The organism is Thermoanaerobacterium sp. PSU-2 (assembly GCF_002102475.1).
Taxonomy (GTDB): domain Bacteria; phylum Bacillota; class Thermoanaerobacteria; order Thermoanaerobacterales; family Thermoanaerobacteraceae; genus Thermoanaerobacterium.
In genome coordinates this window covers 324152-342259 of the sequence record NZ_MSQD01000001.1, presented here as the reverse complement: position 1 = coordinate 342259, position 18108 = coordinate 324152, and the positions used below count along the sequence as shown (strand labels likewise).

Here is an 18108-nt window from a genome sequence, read left to right as displayed (position 1 = left end):
GTATAATGGAACATCTATTAGAAAACAAATTTATGATTAAACTTCAGGACTTTGGACAGAAATTAGGAAAAAACAGATTTTTAACTGCATTACAAGCTACTATGATGTCGTTAATGGGTATCATCATGGTTGGCGCTATATTCCAAATTCTTTCTTCGGTAGGCAGTGAAAGTATGTTAAATCTTTTTAGCACAAAAAGCAAGATTTATTCAATTCTATATCTGCCGTATCAATTTACAATGAATTCATTATCACTGTGGGTTGTTGCAATATTGGCATATAATTATGCTAAAAATTTAAAAATGAAATCACCTATAATGAACGCTGTTGATGCATTGGTAAGCTTTCTATTGGTATCTGGAACTTTAATTACAAATAAACAAGGAATTACAGGCATTGATATGACTTATCTTGGTGCTCAAGGAATGTTTATTGGCTTTGCAGTTGTATTTATATCTGTACACATTGAAAAATTCTGTGCTGACAAAAATATTCGCATAAAAATGCCTGATGTTGTACCTCCATTCCTACAAGACGGTTTTGCATCAATTATACCATTGTTATTCAGTGTCATTTTCTTCTTATCAGTGTCTACGATTGTTTCAGCAGCTACTGGAGGGGCTTATAATGTGTGTTCTGGATTTATGAAAGTATTAGAAATTCCTTTAAATGCTTTGACTTCACTTCCAGGTATGTTTATTCTGGGTATTTTCGCTGCATTATTATGGACTTTTGGAATTCATGGCACAATGATTGTTATTTCGATTATTTTACCTTTAATTATTCAAGCGGCAGCTTCAAATGCTGCGTTACATCAAGCTGGCAAACCATTAGTATTTTATCCAGTCACATTATTTTTAACAATAGCTATTGCTGGTGGTACAGGAAATACTTTACCTCTTGTATTAATGGGATTACGCTCTAAATCAGAACAAATTAAGGCGGTTTCAAAAATTGGTGCTGTTCCTGGATGGTTTGGAATTAATGAACCTGTTACATTTGGTATGCCAATAATGTACAATCCTATTCTTGCCATTCCTTATGTATTAAATATACCAGTTGTTATGTTTTGCACATATCTGGGATATAAATTTGGTTTCTTGCAACCCGCATGGATACCTATCACAGCTTTGCTTCCAATGGGATTTGGTTCATATTTATCGACATTAAGATGGCAAAATGCGATTTGGGATTATTTAATGTTGATTCCTTCTGCGATTGTTTGGTATCCGTTCTTTAAGATTTATGAAAAGCAATTAGTGGCAAAAGAAAAAGCTGCTGCTTTAGAAGAAGCAAAATATGAAAATATGGATAGTTAGAGAAAACTTTAAATAAAAGCACCAGCTCTGCTGGTGCTTTAGAATAAGAAATGATAGGAGGAATATATCATGGAAGGTTTTCCTAAGGATTTTTTATGGGGCGGTGCAACTGCTGCCAATCAGTATGAAGGCGGATGGAATGAAGGAGGGAAGGGGGTTACCACTGCAGACGTCATGACAGCGGGTTCTATTGCGGTTCCTCGTCGAGTGACTTATAAAAATATAAAAACTGGTAAAACAGGGTCAGTGGTTGCTTTGGGAGATGTAAAATTTCCTAAAGATTGTATTCCTGCAGTTATTGATGGTGAATACTATCCAAGCCATGTTGCAAGTGACTTTTACCATCGTTATAAAGAAGACATCGCATACATGGGCGAAATGGGCTTTAAGGCTTTTCGTTTAAGTATGAGCTGGGCACGTATTTTTCCCAATGGTGATGATGCTGAGCCTAATAAAGAGGGTTTGAAATTTTATGATGCAGTTTTTGATGAATGTGCAAAATATGGCATTGAACCACTGGTAACATTATCACATTATGAAACACCTCTTCAATTAACAATAAAATATGGCGGCTGGTCCAACAGAAAATGTATAGATTTCTTTGAAAATTATGCAAAGACAGTTTTTAAACATTATGAAGGAAAAGTAAAGTATTGGCTAACCTTTAACGAAATTAATTGTATGGAGTTTGCTCCTTTTCTTGCGGGTGGATTGTCTGATCCATCACCTCAAAACAAAGCACAAGCAGCTCATAATCAATTTGTGGCTAGCGCAAAGGCTGTGAAAGCTGCACATGAAATTAATGAGAATATAAAAGTAGGACAAATGCTGGCGTATCAGCCAATTTATGCCTATACATGTGATCCTAATGATCAGTTAAAGGTTATGGAAATGATGCAGGCAACATTATTCTATGCAGATGTACAGACGGGTGGACATTATCCGGCGTATCGGTTGAAAAAATATGAAAGAGAAGGTATTGTATTGGATACAGAACCTGAAGATTTTGAGCTTATTGAAAAGTATACAGCCGACTTCCTAAGTTTTTCTTGTTATGGTTCAACTACAGTTACAACACACGAAGATGTTGCTAAAAGTGGTGGTAATTTTATGATGGGAGTAAAAAATCCATATTTAGAGACAAATGCATGGGGATGGGCTACTGATCCAGCATGTTTGAGAATTGCATTAAATACTTTATATGATCGTTACCATAAACCTTTATGGATTGTAGAAAATGGCATTGGATGGGATGATAAAAAAGAGGAAGATGGAAGCATACATGATACTTACCGTATCGATTATTTGCGCAAAAATATTAAATCAATGAGAGATGCTGTGAATATTGACGGTGTTGATTTGATGGGATATACAATGTGGGGATGCATTGACTTGGTTTCTGCTGGAACTGGAGAAATGAAGAAAAGGTATGGATTTGTCTATGTTGTTCGTGATGATTTGGGAAATGGGACATTGGAAAGAAGCAAAAAAGACAGTTTCTATTGGTACAAAAAGGTAATTGAGACAAATGGGGAAGATTTAGATTAGCTGGGAAGGAGATTTATAATGAATCACTCAAAATTAAAACCATTTCCAAAAGATTTTCTGTGGGGAGCATCCACATCAGCATATCAAGTAGAAGGGGCATGGGATGAAGACGGAAAAGGACCTTCTGTCATTGATATGGGAAAGCATCCTGAAGGAACATCAGATTTTAAAGTAGCAAGCGATCATTATCATCGATACAAAGAAGATATAGCTTTATTTGCAGAAATGGGTCTTAAAGCTTATCGCTTCTCTATTGCATGGACAAGAATTTATCCAAAAGGTACAGGAGAAATAAATGAAAAAGGTATCGCATTCTATAACGATTTAATTAATGAATTGCTGTCACATAATATTGAACCTATTGTCACCATGTACCACTTTGATTTGCCTTATGCATTGCAAGAAAAAGGTGGTTGGTCAAATGGAGAAACGATAGATGCTTATGAGAACTATGCTAAAACATTGTTTAAATACTTCGGTGACAGAGTAAAATACTGGTTAACAATTAATGAACAAAATATGATGATTTTATACGGAGCAGTTCTTGGAACTGTTGATTCTAAAATAGAAAATCCACAAAAAGAATTGTATCAGCAAAACCATCACATGCTTTTGGCCCAGGCAAAAGCTATGAAGCTATGCCATGAAATGTGCCCAAATGCAAAAATTGGTCCTGCACCAAATATCATATCAATCTATCCGGCTAGCTCTAAACCAGAAGATGTAATTGCTGCTTCAAACTTTTCGTCAATTCGCAACTGGCTGTACTTAGATGCTGCTGTGTTTGGGCGATACAATAGTATAGCATGGAGCTACTTGGAGGAGAAAGGATATACACCTGTCATTCAAAAAGGAGATATGGAAATCTTAAAAAGCGGAAAGCCTGACTTTATAGCTTTTAATTATTATTCAACATCAACTGTAGCTGAGAGCAAAAATGATCTATCTGACAAGAATTCAACTGGAGATCAGCAGATAGCCATTGGAGAACAAGGTGTGTATAGAGGAGTTTCTAATCCTTATTTAGAAAAAACACAATTCGGCTGGGAAATTGATCCAGTAGGTTTTCGCAGTACATTGCGGGAAATAAATGAAAGATATAATCTTCCGCTGTTGGTAACAGAGAATGGATTAGGTGCTTATGACAAATTAGAGGAAGGCGATGTAGTAAATGATGATTACAGGATTGATTTTTTACGCAAACATATAGAACAAGCTAAGCTGGCGATAACCGATGGTGTAAACTTAATAGGATATTGCCCTTGGTCAGCAATTGATCTTGTCAGTACGCATCAAGGTATAAGTAAGCGTTATGGCTTTATCTATGTCAATAGAGACGAATTTGATTTAAAGGACTTAAGAAGGATAAAGAAGAAGAGCTTTTACTGGTACAAAGATGTTATAGAATCTAATGGGGGAAAGATATAATTAATTGCAAACAAGAAACATTGAATTTTTGATTTATTCTGCAAAAGGCGTAAAATAACCGTAGGATCAAAAATAACTACGGGAAGGAGAGTTCTTTAAATGTCTAAAAAAGGTTTGAAAATAGCCACCATAGGGGGAGGTTCAAGTTATACGCCTGAATTGGTGGAAGGATTTATAAAAAGGTATGATGAGCTGCCTGTAAAAGATTTATACCTTGTGGACATCGAGGAAGGAAAAGAAAAATTAGAGATTGTGGGAAATCTCGCAAAGCGAATGGTGGAAAAGGCTGGTGTGGATATTAATATTCACCTGACTTTAGACAGGCGTGAGGCAATAAAAGATGCAGACTTTGTGACGACACAGTTTAGAGTTGGACTTTTAGATGCTCGAATTAGAGATGAGAAAATACCTTTAAGATATGATGTGATAGGACAGGAGACGACAGGTCCTGGTGGGTTTGCAAAAGCTCAAAGGACGATACCGGTGATACTCGATATATGCAAGGATATAGAAGAATTATCTCCAGATGCATGGCTTATTAACTTTACAAATCCGTCAGGTATAATTACAGAAACAGTTTTAAAGCATACAAAGGTGAAAGTGATAGGCCTATGTAATGTTCCAATAGGTATGGTATATGGCGTTGCAGAAATGCTTGATGTAGATGTAAAGCGGGTGTCAATAGATTTTGCAGGGCTTAATCATCTTGTATGGGGTACCCATGTGTATTTGGATGGTGAAGACATAACAGAGAAATTGATAGATAGCTTTGCAGGTGGCAAGTCTATGTCTATGAAGAATGTGCCTGACTTACCATGGGAACCAGAGTTTATCAAATCTCTTGGAATGTATCCGTGCCCATATCACAGGTATTATTATCTTACAGATAAAATGCTGGAGGAAGAAAAGAAAGATGCAGCAACGATAGGGACAAGGGGTGAACAAGTCAAAAAGCTTGAAAAAGAGCTGTTTGAATTGTATAAAGATCCAAATCTCAATGTAAAACCACCACAACTGGAGAAAAGAGGTGGAGCTCACTATTCCGATGCAGCATGTTCACTGATAAACTCAATATACAACGATAAAAAAGACATTCATGTGGTAAATGTCAAGAACAATGGCACAATTTTAGATTTGCCAAATGATGTGGTTATTGAGACAAATGCCGTGATAGATAAAAATGGTGCACATCCAATAAATATAGGGCATGTACCGACAAAGATAAGAGGTTTGATGCAATCAGTGAAAGCTTACGAGGAATTGACAATAGAAGCTGGTGTGACAGGCGATTACTATACTGCACTTCAAGCTTTAACAATACATCCGCTTGTACCATCATCAACAGTAGCTAAAAAAATCTTGGACGATATTATCAGAGAAAACATAGATTACTTGCCACAATATAGGTAACAAAAAAAGCCGGGTTTTCCGGCTTTTTATAGACATTTTGTGAAACTAAATTACAAAATAATAAAATACACTTGAAATTTTATTTCACATGTAATATAATTATAAATAGGAAGAGGTGAAAACATTAACATGGCAGGAGATATAGAAAAAATTAAAGCAGTTATAAATAATCTAAAGCCGTCGGAAAAGAAAGTTGCAGAGTATATAATAAAAAATGCTGATAAAATTTCGGAACTATCTATAGGTGAACTTTCGAAAAATAGCGGTACAAGCGAGGCAAGTGTCGTAAGATTTTGCAAAAATCTTGGATACAAAGGTTATCAAGATCTTAAAATAAAAATTTCAGCAGATTATACATATAAAACAAAAAGCATTCAAGGTTTTGTAAATATAAACGATGATATAAATTCTATCGTTGTTAAAATATCAAAGAATAATATGCAGGCAATAGAAAAGACGATGGATATGCTTGATAGAGATGAGCTGCAAAAAGCTGCTGATGCTATATTAAATGCTAATAGAATAGATATTTATGGTGTTGGAGCATCTGCTATTGTTGCACAAGATATGTTACAGAAATTTATGAGAATAAATAAATCTTGTACAGCTTACAGCGATTCTCACATGCAACTTGCATCTGCTGCAAATCTAAGCAATGGGGATGTTGCGGTAGGAATATCTTATTCCGGTGAAACAATGGATACTGTAGATGCTTTGAAAATAGCGAAAAATTCAGGTGCTACGACAATTTGCATAACAAGATTTGGAAATTCATCCATAACAAATGTTTCAGATATCAAACTTTTTGTATATTCTACGGAAGCGATTTTTAGAAGTGGTGCAATGGCATCACGTATAGCACAATTAAATGTCATAGATATACTGTTTTCTGTAATTGCTTGTAGAAAATATGAAGATATAATTAAATATTTAGAAAATACAAGTGAAGCTGTTTCATCAAGAAAATATTGAAGGAGGATTTTATGTTAAATATATTCAGAAAAAGTTGCAGAAGATTATTGATAAAGGCACCAGTTGATGGCGAGATAGTAGATATAGTAGAAGTTCCAGATGAAGTATTTGCTCAAAAGCTTGTAGGCGATGGAGTAGCCGTAAATCCTAAATCGGATATTTTTGTATCACCAGTTGAAGGTGTCATAACAACTGTTTTCCCAACAAAACATGCAATAGGCATCAAGACAATAGAAGGAATCGAGATAATGATACACGTTGGTGTAGATACCGTAAAATTAAACGGAGAGGGGTTTACGACATTTATAAATGAAGGCGATAAAGTAAAAGTTGGAGATAAATTATTGCAAATAAATAAACTGATTTTAGAATCAAAGGCAAAGTCGCTCATATCGCCAATCATCATAATAAATACGGAGCGAATTAAAGAGATGAATAAAATCATTGGTAGTGTAACTGCTGGAGAAACAGATATTATAGAAGCAGTTATTTAATTGTTTAATCATGAATTAAATTTTCATAAATATAATTTATTTATGAAGTAATGTAACATGAAAGGGGGATAGTAAAGAATATCAAGTTTTCAAAGATAAAAAAAAGGAGGATGAAAAATGTCAAGAGAAAAAGACATAGCCGAAAGTATCATTAGGGAATTGGGTGGCAAAGAAAATGTCGTATCAATCACTAATTGTATGACAAGATTAAGAGTGTTAGCAAGGGATTATGACAAAATCAATTATGAATCACTTAAAAAAGTCGAGGGCGTCATTAAAGTCAACGAAGAAGGAGGAGAGCTGCAGATTATTTTAGGACCAGGATTGGTGTCAAAAGTAGCAGGTGAGGCATCTAAAAAAATAGGAATTAAATTGGGAGATGCACAAGAAATCAAAGCTGCAATAAATGAAAAAAACAAAACACCCTTTAAACTTCTTTTAAGAAGAATTGCCAGCATATTTATTCCTTTGATTCCAGGATTAATAGGTGGTGGATTAATACTTGGCATAACCAATGTTGCCACAAAGTTTAACTGGATTGCTGATAAAAATTTGCTGGCTATGTTAAGTTTGTTTGGAAGCACAATTTTCACTTATATGGGCATAATGATAGGCATGAATACTGCTAAAGAATTTGGAGGTTCACCTACGCTTGGTGGTATACTTGCGGGTATCATCTATAATCCTGTTTTGGCGGATATAAAAATAGGCGGCAGTGCACTTGTTGTCGGTAGAGGTGGAATAATCTCTGTATTAATTGCAGCCGCATTTGCAAGTTGGCTTGAAAAAAACATTAGGAAGAGGATGCCAAACAGTATAGAATTACTTGCGACTCCTTTATTGACAATTTTGATAGCAGGCTTTGCAACACTTTATGTATTGCAGCCACTTGGTGGGTTTATAGCCGATGCCATAGGCAAAGCTGTGACAGTTGCGATTGCAGGTAAAGCTGGTATATTTACAGGATTTATACTTGCAGGTACTTTCTTGCCGTTAGTTATGACAGGTTTACACCAGGGGCTTACGCCTATACACATGCAGCTTATTCAATCTACAGGTGTTACAATACTGCTTCCAATTTTAGCAATGGCAGGTGCTGGGCAAGTCGGTGCGGCAATTGCAGTATATGTCAAAACAAAAAGCAAACAGCTTAAAAAGATTATAGAAGGTTCAATACTTGTTGGAATTTTAGGTATTGGTGAACCACTTATTTACGGCGTTACTTTACCTCTCGGACGACCTTTTATAGGAGCATGTATTGGGGCAGCTTTTGGAGGTGCATTTGAAGCATTAAAAGTTGTAGGAGCAAGAGGATTAGGAATATCTGGTATACCTCTTGCTGCTTTAATAGAACCAAATAAAATAATTTATTATATTATCGGTTTAATTATATCATATATTGCAGGATTTATAGCAACTTATTTGCTGGGATTTGAAGATCCAGTAGATGAAGAGATAAAAGATACTCAACCATTTAGTTTTGATGCATAAAAAAAGGGGCGTTTTGCCCCTTTAAGGAGTTGATTGTATGGCATTTGGCGTATCTGTTTATACTACGGATGACTTTTCAAGTCAAAAAAATAAAGAATATATTAAAATGGCAAAAGGTTTGGGCATATGTTCTGTATTTACATCAATGCATATTCCGGAGATAGAATATGGAAGAAAAATAAATGAGATTAAAGATTTAGTGGAGTATATTAAATTATTAGACATGAAACTTACAATAGATATTTCACCTGTTACTATGAATATATTAGGGTCGTCACCAAACAACCTTAAATTATTTTATGAGTTAGGGATAAATTGTTTAAGGCTTGATTATGGATTTACGATAGATGAAATTGTTGAAATGACTAAAAATGAATATGGCATAAAAATCGAATTAAATGCAAGCACGATAACAAAACAACAAATAAATGATTTGATAAATAGGAATGCTGATTTGAAAAATTTAAACGCTTGCCACAATTTTTATCCTAAACCATATACAGGGCTTTCGTACGAGTTTTTTAGAGAAAAAACTTTGATGATAAAAAGCTATGGACTTAAAGTTTCGGCATTTATTCCATCTCAGAAAGGTAAACGAGGTCCAATATATGAAGGATTACCGACTCTTGAAATTCATAGAAATATAAAACCAGATATAGCCGCAAAACATTTAATCTATTCAGGGATTGATGATGTATACTTTGGAGATGCGTATGCATCTTTTGATGAGATGAATGATGTTACGTCAATTGATAATAATGTCATTGAATTAAAAATTAATTTAGTTAATGATATTATAGATTGTGAAAAAGATTTGATTTTTAATTGTATCCATACAAATAGGTCTGATTCATCAGAATATATTGTAAGATCAGAAGAATCAAGAGGATATGCAAAAATTGGAATGAAAATAAAATCCCATAACTGTATCGATAGAAAAAAATACTGTGTAACAATAGACAATGAAAATTTCAAAAGGTATTCTGGAGAGCTAAATATCTGCATGGTTGATTTACCTAAAGATGAAAGGGTAAATGTAGTAGGATATATATCTGAAGAAGAGCACATTCTAGCAGATTTAATCAAACCAGGCGCAAAATTCAAGTTTAGAAAGGGCTGATATCATGAACTTAGAAGTACTAATGACCGAAGGAAGGAATCCGGATACAGTGGATATAGATAAGTTAAGCACAGAGGATATGTTAAGAAAAATAAACGAGGAAGATAAAAAAGTTCCGATGGCTGTAGAAAAAGAAATACCAAATATTGCAAAAGCTATAGATATTGCAGCGGAAAAATTAAAAAAGGGCGGAAGGCTTATATATATTGGTGCTGGTACAAGTGGCAGGCTTGGAATACTTGATGCTTCTGAATGCCCTCCTACATTTGGCGTATCTCCAGAAATGGTACAGGGAATTATCGCGGGTGGAGACATAGCTATAAGAAAAGCTGTTGAAGGCGCAGAAGATAATATAGAACTTGGCAGATTGGACTTGATTGAAAGAAATTTATCGAACAATGATGTTGTGGTAGGAATTGCAGCCAGTGGAAGAACACCTTATGTTTTAGGATCACTTCATTATGCTAAAGAAATTGGAGCAGCGACAATAGGCATATCGTGTAATCCAAACTCTGAGATGAAAAATCTAGTTGATATAATGATAGCACCTGTTGTTGGACCTGAAGTTATTATGGGGTCCACTAGGATGAAAGCGGGAACTGCTCAGAAGCTTGTATTAAATATGATTTCTACGGGAGTTATGATAAAGATTGGTAAAGTGTACAGCAATTTGATGGTTGATGTACAGGCGACAAACGAGAAATTAATTCACAGGGCAAGGAGGATAGTTAAACTTGCAACAGGAGCTGATGACGTTGCTATTGAGAAGATATTAAATGAGACAGGCTATGATGTTAAATTGACTATACTAATGATACTTACAGGCCTTAAAAAGCCTGAAGCTCAGGAACTTTTGGAAAAGGCAGAAGGTCATATAGAAAAAGCGTTGAAAGAAAATAGGTTGAAAAGAAATTTTACTATCAATGCATAATGCAAATATGATGTATAGCGTTGTTTTTAGCTGAAGAAAATATTTTCTTCAGCTTTTAAATTCATAGCAAATTGGAATAATTTTTTAATATTGAGAGGATTTTTAAGATATATGTACATAAATTTTGGATAGAAGCAATTTTTGGGGTTTGTAATTGTTTTTATAAAGATATAAAATTATATTAAAAGTTGTCTGACATCTGATATATTACAATTAAAATCTTACACAAGTTTAAGTTTACACGGTCTTAACGCTTGCTTAATAATAACTTTACAATTGTCTGTTATATTAATCTTGTAAGAAGTTGCACCATTCATCAAAGCAGCTAAAATTTCTTGACTTTAAGTTAATGCACATCTACGTTTCCAATGCATCAGTGTTTAAACGAATATGACATAAGGGGGGATTGTGTTTATACTTAAAAATATTTTCAAATAATAAGAGGAGTAGGAGGGTTCATATGTTGAAAGGTAGAGGCAAAGTTTTAAGTATCATTTTGACATTTGTGATGGTATTTGGCATGGTATTTTCAAGTATGCCTCAGATATCATACGCAGCTACTTCAAAGACATTTGATTTTGTAGAAGTCACTGATTTCCATGGATATCTGCAAGCATCAGGCAAATTAAGCGATGGAACGCCTATCACTCAGGAGAGAGGATCGGTACTGGCAAAAAGGATAAAGGACATAAAGGCAGCAAATCCTGATACTGTCATACTATCTGGCGGAGATATGTTTCAGGGTACGCCTCTTTCAAACGTTTTGAAAGGGCAGCCTGTCATCGATATGATGAAAAGCATAGGCTTTGATGCGATGGCATTAGGAAATCATGAGTACGACTGGGGCATTAATTCTGTCATCGATACAGGAAACGCAGTCTTAAAAGGATCCACGATACCTGTTTTAGCAGCTAATGTATACGACAAAACTACAGGTAAACCTGTAAGTTACACGAAACCATACGTTGTAATTGAAAGAGATGGAGTAAAGATCGGCATCATCGGCATTGTTGATAACAAAGAATTCCCGTCTATAATTTTGCCATCTCTTATAACCAATGTGGATTTTAAAGATCCTGTGCCAATCGTAAATAGTCTTGCACAGCAGTTAAGAAATGATGGCGCGCAGATTGTAGTCGTCTTAGCACATATGGGAGCTACGACTGATAAGAATACAGGTGAGACAACAGGCAATCTCATTGATTTTGCAAAGAGCGTAAAAGGCGTAGACGCCATATTTGGCGGTCATACACATACGATTGTCACAACGAGAGTAAATGGAATTCCTGTAGGTGTCGCCAACAATGCAGGTATGGGCTTTATAGATCTTAAGATAACAGTAAATAGTGATGGAACTGTAAGCACAGGAGATATGGTTTACAACGATGATTACAGCTATTACAATACGAAGACACCGATAGTTGACGAAGATGTTCAAAGCATAGTCGATAAAGCCATACAAGATGCTGGACCACTATTTAGCCAAGTAATTGGCACTGCAGATGTAGATTTGACGAGAACTCAAAGTGCAAATCCTTTTGGAGATTCGATTTTAGGAAATTGGACGTCAGAAGTCGTTAAGGATGCTGTAAATGCAGATTTTGCTTTTGGAAACAATGGTGGCTTAAGAACAGACGTATTAAAAGGCGACATTACTGTTGGAACAATGTATACGTTGATGCCATTTGACAATACCATTGTTACAGTCAGCATGACAGGTGCAGAGATTAAGAAAGTATTGGAACAAGCTGTTCAGGATGGTGGCAAAGGGATTCAGGTTGCAGGTCTTTCATTTAAGTATGATCCAAATAAGCCATCTATGAATAGAGTATTTGACATGAAGAAATCTGATGGTACACCAATAGATATGAATGCAAGATATCTTGTAGCGACCAATAATTTCATGGGAACTGGAGGAGATGGTTTTACAGAATTTACTGATCCCGATGTACAGAAATCTTACATAGATACGCAGAAATTGGTGAGAGATGCATTTATCGATGCTGTAAAAGCACAAGGTCATATAACGGCAAAAATAGACAATAGGATATCTCCAGCTACAATGATAGCTTCTAATGAGACGACTATAACAGTCTTAGCCACATCTGACGTACATGGGAATCTGGTACCATGGGACTACAGCAGTGCAAAAGAAGCTAATCAGGGCCTTGCGAAAGTGGCAGGTTATGTTGACAAAGTAAGGTCTGAAAATCCAAACGTCGTATTAGTAGACAATGGTGATACGATTCAAGGCACGCCACTTTCATACTACTACGATAAAATTGACACGAAGACTGAATATCCGATGGCAAAAGCTATGGGTGCTATGCACTACGATACGTGGACATTAGGCAACCACGAATTTAATTATGGATTGGATGTATTAAACAGAGTAATCGCTGATATGGAGAAAGAAAACATTCATGTCTTGTCTGCAAATACTTACAAAGATGATGGTGCCAACTTTGTAGAGCCGTACTACATCAAGACGATAACTACACCTATGGGCGATGTTAAAGTAGGCATATTAGGACTTACAACAAAAGAAATTCCTTCATGGGAGGACAAATCTCATTATGCAGGGCTTAAATTCAATGATCTTGTAGAAGAGGCAAATAAATGGGTGCCTAAAGTGAGAGCTGCTGGCGCAGACATAGTTGTTGTTGCTATGCACTCCGGTGAGGAGAGCCCATCAGATACTATACCGGAAAATCAGGTAAAAGCTGTAGCTCAAGGTGTAAATGGGATAGATGCGATAATAGCGGGCCATACACATGCTGTAATACAAATGGATACATTTAAAAACCCAGAAGGCAAAGATGTAATAGTGACAGAGCCAGGCAAATGGGGGCAATACGTTTCAAGGATAGATTTCAACTTATCTAAAGATGAAAATGGGAAATGGGTAATTGACAGCAAGACAAGTAAAGCTGTCGCAATGGATAGCTCTATACAGCCTGATGAAAACATAATGCAGCTTGCAGAGCCATACCAAGAAGCGACGCTCAAATACGTAGGAACAAAGATAGGCACAGCTTCTGGTGACTTCTTAGGGAAAGATCAGTTGACAAAGGAAACGGCCTTGATGGATCTTATAAACAAGGTGCAAAAATACTATGCAAAGACAGATCTTTCAATAGCTGCACCATTAAGTAGCACTGCTCAGATATTAAAAGGCGATGTTACAATACAAGACATGATGAGTGTATATGTGTTTGAAAATTATTTATATGGAATAAAGATGACTGGCAAACAGTTAAAGGATTGGATGGAATGGTCTGCCCGCTATTATCAGCAGGTTAAATCTCCAGATGATCCTATAACAAAGGATAAGACCCTCAATATACCGGATTACAACCTTGATCAGCTTTATGGAGCAAGTTACACGATAGATCTTACACAGCCTGTCGGAAACAGGATTAAGAACCTTACGGTAAATGGTAAACCGGTGAAAGACGACGATGTGTTTACAGTTGCAATAAACAATTACAGATTTAATGGCGGCGGAGGTTTCATGAAGGCAGCAGGCATAACAAATCCTGTGATAGTCTTTGACTCAGCTAAAGCTTATGGTGATGATGGACAGGTAAGAAACTTGATGATAAGTTATATAAAGATGAAAGGAACTATAGATCCCGTTGTCGACAATTACTGGACGATATCTAAGACACCAGTTTCAGAAGGAAATGTTGTAAGTAAAGGCATTGTCACAGCGTCAGCTTTAAATGTGCGCTTAGGTACTGGTACAAATTACAAAGTTATAGGCGTATTAATGGCTGGACAATCTATCAACATAGTAGGCGAAAATAATGGCTGGTATCAAATTGACTACAATGGAAAGACAGGTTATGTATACGGCAAGTATGTAGCTTCGTCCCCAGATTTATCAAATGTAACCGTATTAAAATCGGTGAAGGTGACTGCTAAAGACGGACTTAATGTCAGATTAAATAATTCCATAAGCGCGTTAAAAATAGGAGCAGTACCGTACGGCTATGAATTAAAAGTAGTCGGCGAATACGACGGATGGTATAAGGTTCAGTATAACGGCATATACGGATTTGTTTACGCAAAATACACAAAATAGAAAGATAAACTTAGCAAAAAGGGAAAGCTTTAAGATGGCAGCTTTCCCTTTTGCCATACATAAACAGCATAAAAGTCAGTTGGATAGTGACAAATATAATGATAGAATAATAGGAGAATAAATATGATAATGTGGACTTAGCAAGAAGGGAATGAAGAGGAAGTTGTACATAGGAGACGTAGAAATCAAAAACAATGTGTTTTTGGCGCCTATGGCAGGTGTCACAGATAAGCCTTATAGGCGTATATGCAGTGAGATGGGTTGTGGATTTACATACACTGAAATGGTCAGCGCTAAAGGCCTTTACTATGGCAGCGAGAATACAGAATTCCTTACAGACATAGATGATGATGAAAATGTGGCGCTTCAGATATTTGGTTCTGATCCCTATATAATGGGTGAAATAGCAAAAAGATTAAATACATCAAGTGCAAAGGTGATAGATATAAACATGGGCTGCCCAACGCCTAAGATAGTAAAAAACGGTGATGGTTCGGCTTTAATGCTTAAACCTGATTTGGCAGAAAGCGTGATTAAAGCGGTAGTGAAAAACTCTATTAAGCCTGTAACTATAAAGATAAGGAAAGGATGGGACGATGCGCATGTAAATGCTGTTGAGATTGCTAAGATGGCTGAAAATTGCGGCGTAAAAGCTGTAGCGGTTCATGGCAGAACGAGAGAACAGTTTTACTCAGGCAATGCTGACTGGGATATAATAAAGAAAGTCAAGGATAATCTAAAAATACCTGTAATAGGCAATGGAGATGTGTTTTCACCGGAAGATGCAAAAAGGATGATAGACGAGACAGGCTGTGACGCAGTGATGGTTGGCAGAGGGGCAGAAGGGAATCCATGGATTTTCAAAAGAATACTTTACTATCTAAATACAGGTGAAATTCTGCCAGAGCCGACCGTAAGTGAAAAGATTGACATGATTTTAAGGCATCTTGACATGATGATAGAATACAAAGGTGAACAAATAGGAATATTGGAGATGAGAAAGCATATAGCATGGTATCTAAAAGGTATCCGCGGAGCATCCAAGATAAAGCAAATGGTATTTACGATGTCTAACTATAAAGAGGTTAAAGACCTGTTACTTAGCATTAAAAGTTCTATATAGAATTACGCCATGTATTTTGGGGGAAGATATCTTGTCATTAAAATATGTACTGTCATTATGTGTAATAGGATTTATTGCTGCATTTATTGATTCTATAGCAGGTGGAGGAGGCATAATAAGCCTTCCTGGGCTTATGGTTTTAGGGGTACCTCCTGCATATGCTCTTGGGACTAATAAATTTGCATCGACTTGTGCGTCTTTTACAAGCTCTATGACTTTCATAAAATACAAAGTATATGATATCAACTTATTGAAATACCTTGTTTTCGGGACATTACTAGGAGCAATTTTAGGTGTTAAAGCGGTTTTGTCATTGGACAGTTCAAAGTTGAGAATCATCATAATAATATTGATGATATTTGTTGCAATATATACATTGCTATCGAAAAATGTTGGTAATGTAAATAATTTTAAAGGTGTTAATAAAAAGACGATAGCAATTGGACTTATTATATCAATAGTTTTGGGCTTTTATGATGGCTTTTTTGGACCTGGCACAGGCTCTTTTTACATTTTTTTATTTATAATATTACTGGGGTATGATTTTAGAATAAGCGCTGGAAATGGGAAGATACTTAATTTTGTAAGCAATGTTACATCATTAGTTCTATTTGCTATAAGCAGTAAGATAATTTATTCTGCAGCAATTCCTATGGCAGTAGCTATGATAATTGGTGCCAGATTTGGCACGAAAGTAGCAATAAAAAATGGCGCAAAATTGATTAGACCTATACTCATATGTGTTGCTATTGCGTACGCAATAAAAATGGTATTTGATATTGTTAAATGAGACATGCACAAAACCCTTCTATGACAGCATAGATTATGAAGAAGGGGGATGTAGGAATGCTCATACTGCCTAACAGTAAGTATCTATCAAGTAGCAGTGAAATGCCGAAACAGATTGAAATATCTGGTGTGGATATTGAAGAGTTTAATTTTAAAGAAAACTTAAAGAGGAAAAACCTCTTTAAAAAGGAGGACTTTTATAAAAGATTTCTCACCTTAAATGGAGCTATCATGATATCAAAACCATTTGATGCAGGAGAAGTAAATAAATTTTATGTAAGTTTATACGATTTAATTAAAAATATCAACTCTGAAGAAGTATTTGGTGTGAAATTTCCTTCAAGAAGCAGTGAAAAGATTGTTTATAAAAACAGTATATCATTCGACAAGTTTACAATTGGAGACATAATAGTTGCTACAAGTCCGGGTTTTCACGTGCAAGGTGCAATAAGACATGCTGCGATATTTGACAGCAGGAGATATCATGGAAGCATCGACGATAAATGCCTATTGACGGCAGAACCAGACCAAGGCGTGATTTATGAGACAATAAGGTTTTACAGAGAAAATTTCAGTGAGGCATGGGGGCTGACAGTTCCAAAGGCCACAATAGAAGAAAGAGTAAAAGCTGTCGATGAAGTGTCAAAGTTTGTTGGAAAGCCATACAATTGGAGGGCTGACAAAAACGATGATGAAAACTGGTATTGCTCAAAAGTACCATGGTCCGCATACAAAAAATCATCAGGAATAGACATAGATGGAAATGGAGGCTTTTGGGTGTTGCCAATTGACATCTTCACATCAAAAGAAACAGAAGTGTTTGAGTATTCTAATTAATAAGGCAGGATTTTAACCTGCCTTTTAAAATGCAATTGAATGTTATAGGTTTGTGATGTATAATTTAGGAAATTATAATTTTGTTTTGTTATTATAATAAGGGGGATGTTTAATGGATCGCGGCAAGTGGAAATTCAGGATCGGCGGAGTGCTTTTAATATTGGTTGGGCTATGGAATGCGTTTGGGTTTGTGATGAAAATAGAATATGCCAAGTTTTCTTTTAGCATAAATGATATAGAGAATATTATTATCACCATATTGATGCTATATTTAGGATATATAATGGTAAGATACAGTTGATGAACAAAAATTATGATATCTTTTAGACTTGTAGAACCAAGATATGTGGAAAATGTATTAATGGCCTTTAATGGTCTTTTTTATTTTGAAAAAAATTTTATAAAAAACTGTAACAAATTCCTTAGAAATTTGTTTTATATTGTGAGAGAATGAATTTGTAAAATAAATTTAATCCAATTGATAAGTATTGCAAACATGGAAAGGATGTGATTGCAATAAAAAAGACAATATCAATATTTGTAATTATCCTCATGAGCA

The 18108-nt window shown here is 35.6% G+C and carries 14 protein-coding genes; all 14 read left to right on the top strand.

Annotation, left to right across the window (positions count from 1 at the left end):
- Positions 1-5 precede the first annotated feature (5 nt).
- The 14 genes from BVF91_RS01850 (at position 6) to BVF91_RS01785 (ending at position 17850) form a co-directional block, all read left to right on the top strand.
- On the top strand, positions 6-1319 hold the full coding sequence (locus BVF91_RS01850) for a PTS sugar transporter subunit IIC (RefSeq protein WP_085111829.1): 1314 nt from the start codon (positions 6-8) through the stop codon (positions 1317-1319).
- A gap of 69 nt (positions 1320-1388) precedes the next feature.
- The gene (locus BVF91_RS01845; RefSeq protein WP_085111828.1) at positions 1389-2867 is read left to right on the top strand and encodes a family 1 glycosylhydrolase; all 1479 of its coding nucleotides are present in this window, start codon (positions 1389-1391) and stop codon (positions 2865-2867) included.
- A gap of 18 nt (positions 2868-2885) precedes the next feature.
- Positions 2886-4295, top strand: a complete 1410-nt coding sequence (locus BVF91_RS01840; RefSeq protein ID WP_085111827.1) for a glycoside hydrolase family 1 protein — start codon at positions 2886-2888, stop codon at positions 4293-4295.
- Positions 4296-4394: 99 nt separating this feature from the next.
- The gene (locus BVF91_RS01835) at positions 4395-5705 is read left to right on the top strand and encodes a 6-phospho-beta-glucosidase (protein ID WP_085111826.1); all 1311 of its coding nucleotides are present in this window, start codon (positions 4395-4397) and stop codon (positions 5703-5705) included.
- Positions 5706-5834: 129 nt separating this feature from the next.
- Positions 5835-6677, top strand: coding sequence for a MurR/RpiR family transcriptional regulator (locus BVF91_RS01830; RefSeq protein WP_085111825.1), 843 nt, complete (start codon positions 5835-5837; stop codon positions 6675-6677).
- A gap of 11 nt (positions 6678-6688) precedes the next feature.
- A complete protein-coding gene (locus BVF91_RS01825; protein WP_085111824.1) occupies positions 6689-7171 on the top strand; it encodes a PTS sugar transporter subunit IIA in 483 nt (160 codons plus the stop codon).
- Positions 7172-7288: 117 nt separating this feature from the next.
- Complete coding sequence (locus tag BVF91_RS01820; RefSeq protein WP_085111823.1) at positions 7289-8662, top strand: PTS transporter subunit EIIC; 1374 nt, start codon at positions 7289-7291, stop codon at positions 8660-8662.
- Positions 8663-8699: 37 nt separating this feature from the next.
- Positions 8700-9782, top strand: a complete 1083-nt coding sequence (locus tag BVF91_RS01815; RefSeq protein ID WP_085111822.1) for a DUF871 domain-containing protein — start codon at positions 8700-8702, stop codon at positions 9780-9782.
- A gap of 4 nt (positions 9783-9786) precedes the next feature.
- Entirely contained in the window at positions 9787-10713 is a 927-nt protein-coding gene (murQ, locus tag BVF91_RS01810; protein WP_085111821.1) for an N-acetylmuramic acid 6-phosphate etherase, read from the top strand.
- 460 nt (positions 10714-11173) lie between these two features.
- A complete protein-coding gene (locus BVF91_RS01805; RefSeq protein ID WP_085111820.1) occupies positions 11174-14800 on the top strand; it encodes a 5'-nucleotidase C-terminal domain-containing protein in 3627 nt (1208 codons plus the stop codon).
- A 151-nt stretch (positions 14801-14951) separates the two neighbouring features.
- Entirely contained in the window at positions 14952-15923 is a 972-nt protein-coding gene (gene dusB, locus BVF91_RS01800) for a tRNA dihydrouridine synthase DusB (RefSeq protein ID WP_240495764.1), read from the top strand.
- Between the two features lie 31 nt (positions 15924-15954).
- Positions 15955-16713 carry a TSUP family transporter gene (locus BVF91_RS01795; protein ID WP_085111819.1) on the top strand — a complete coding sequence of 253 codons (759 nt, stop codon included), beginning with the start codon at positions 15955-15957 and terminating at the stop codon, positions 16711-16713.
- Positions 16714-16814: 101 nt separating this feature from the next.
- Positions 16815-17549 (top strand): YiiX/YebB-like N1pC/P60 family cysteine hydrolase, encoded by a 735-nt coding sequence (locus BVF91_RS01790; protein WP_085111863.1) that lies wholly within the window; start codon positions 16815-16817, stop codon positions 17547-17549.
- 112 nt (positions 17550-17661) lie between these two features.
- Positions 17662-17850 carry a hypothetical protein gene (locus tag BVF91_RS01785; RefSeq protein WP_085111818.1) on the top strand — a complete coding sequence of 63 codons (189 nt, stop codon included), beginning with the start codon at positions 17662-17664 and terminating at the stop codon, positions 17848-17850.
- The last annotated feature ends 258 nt before the right edge of the window (positions 17851-18108 follow it).

Bases quoted from the DNA above. Each gene is read 5' to 3' on its own strand.
- BVF91_RS01850 (WP_085111829.1), top strand. From the start codon at position 6: ATGGAACATCTATTAGAAAACAAATTTATGATTAAACTTCAGGACTTT.
- BVF91_RS01845 (WP_085111828.1), top strand. From the start codon at position 1,389: ATGGAAGGTTTTCCTAAGGATTTTTTATGGGGCGGTGCAACTGCTGCC.
- BVF91_RS01840 (WP_085111827.1), top strand. From the start codon at position 2,886: ATGAATCACTCAAAATTAAAACCATTTCCAAAAGATTTTCTGTGGGGA.
- BVF91_RS01835 (WP_085111826.1), top strand. From the start codon at position 4,395: ATGTCTAAAAAAGGTTTGAAAATAGCCACCATAGGGGGAGGTTCAAGT.
- BVF91_RS01830 (WP_085111825.1), top strand. From the start codon at position 5,835: ATGGCAGGAGATATAGAAAAAATTAAAGCAGTTATAAATAATCTAAAG.
- BVF91_RS01825 (WP_085111824.1), top strand. From the start codon at position 6,689: ATGTTAAATATATTCAGAAAAAGTTGCAGAAGATTATTGATAAAGGCA.
- BVF91_RS01820 (WP_085111823.1), top strand. From the start codon at position 7,289: ATGTCAAGAGAAAAAGACATAGCCGAAAGTATCATTAGGGAATTGGGT.
- BVF91_RS01815 (WP_085111822.1), top strand. From the start codon at position 8,700: ATGGCATTTGGCGTATCTGTTTATACTACGGATGACTTTTCAAGTCAA.
- murQ (WP_085111821.1), top strand. From the start codon at position 9,787: ATGAACTTAGAAGTACTAATGACCGAAGGAAGGAATCCGGATACAGTG.
- BVF91_RS01805 (WP_085111820.1), top strand. From the start codon at position 11,174: ATGTTGAAAGGTAGAGGCAAAGTTTTAAGTATCATTTTGACATTTGTG.
- dusB (WP_240495764.1), top strand. From the start codon at position 14,952: ATGAAGAGGAAGTTGTACATAGGAGACGTAGAAATCAAAAACAATGTG.
- BVF91_RS01790 (WP_085111863.1), top strand. From the start codon at position 16,815: ATGCCGAAACAGATTGAAATATCTGGTGTGGATATTGAAGAGTTTAAT.
- BVF91_RS01785 (WP_085111818.1), top strand. From the start codon at position 17,662: ATGGATCGCGGCAAGTGGAAATTCAGGATCGGCGGAGTGCTTTTAATA.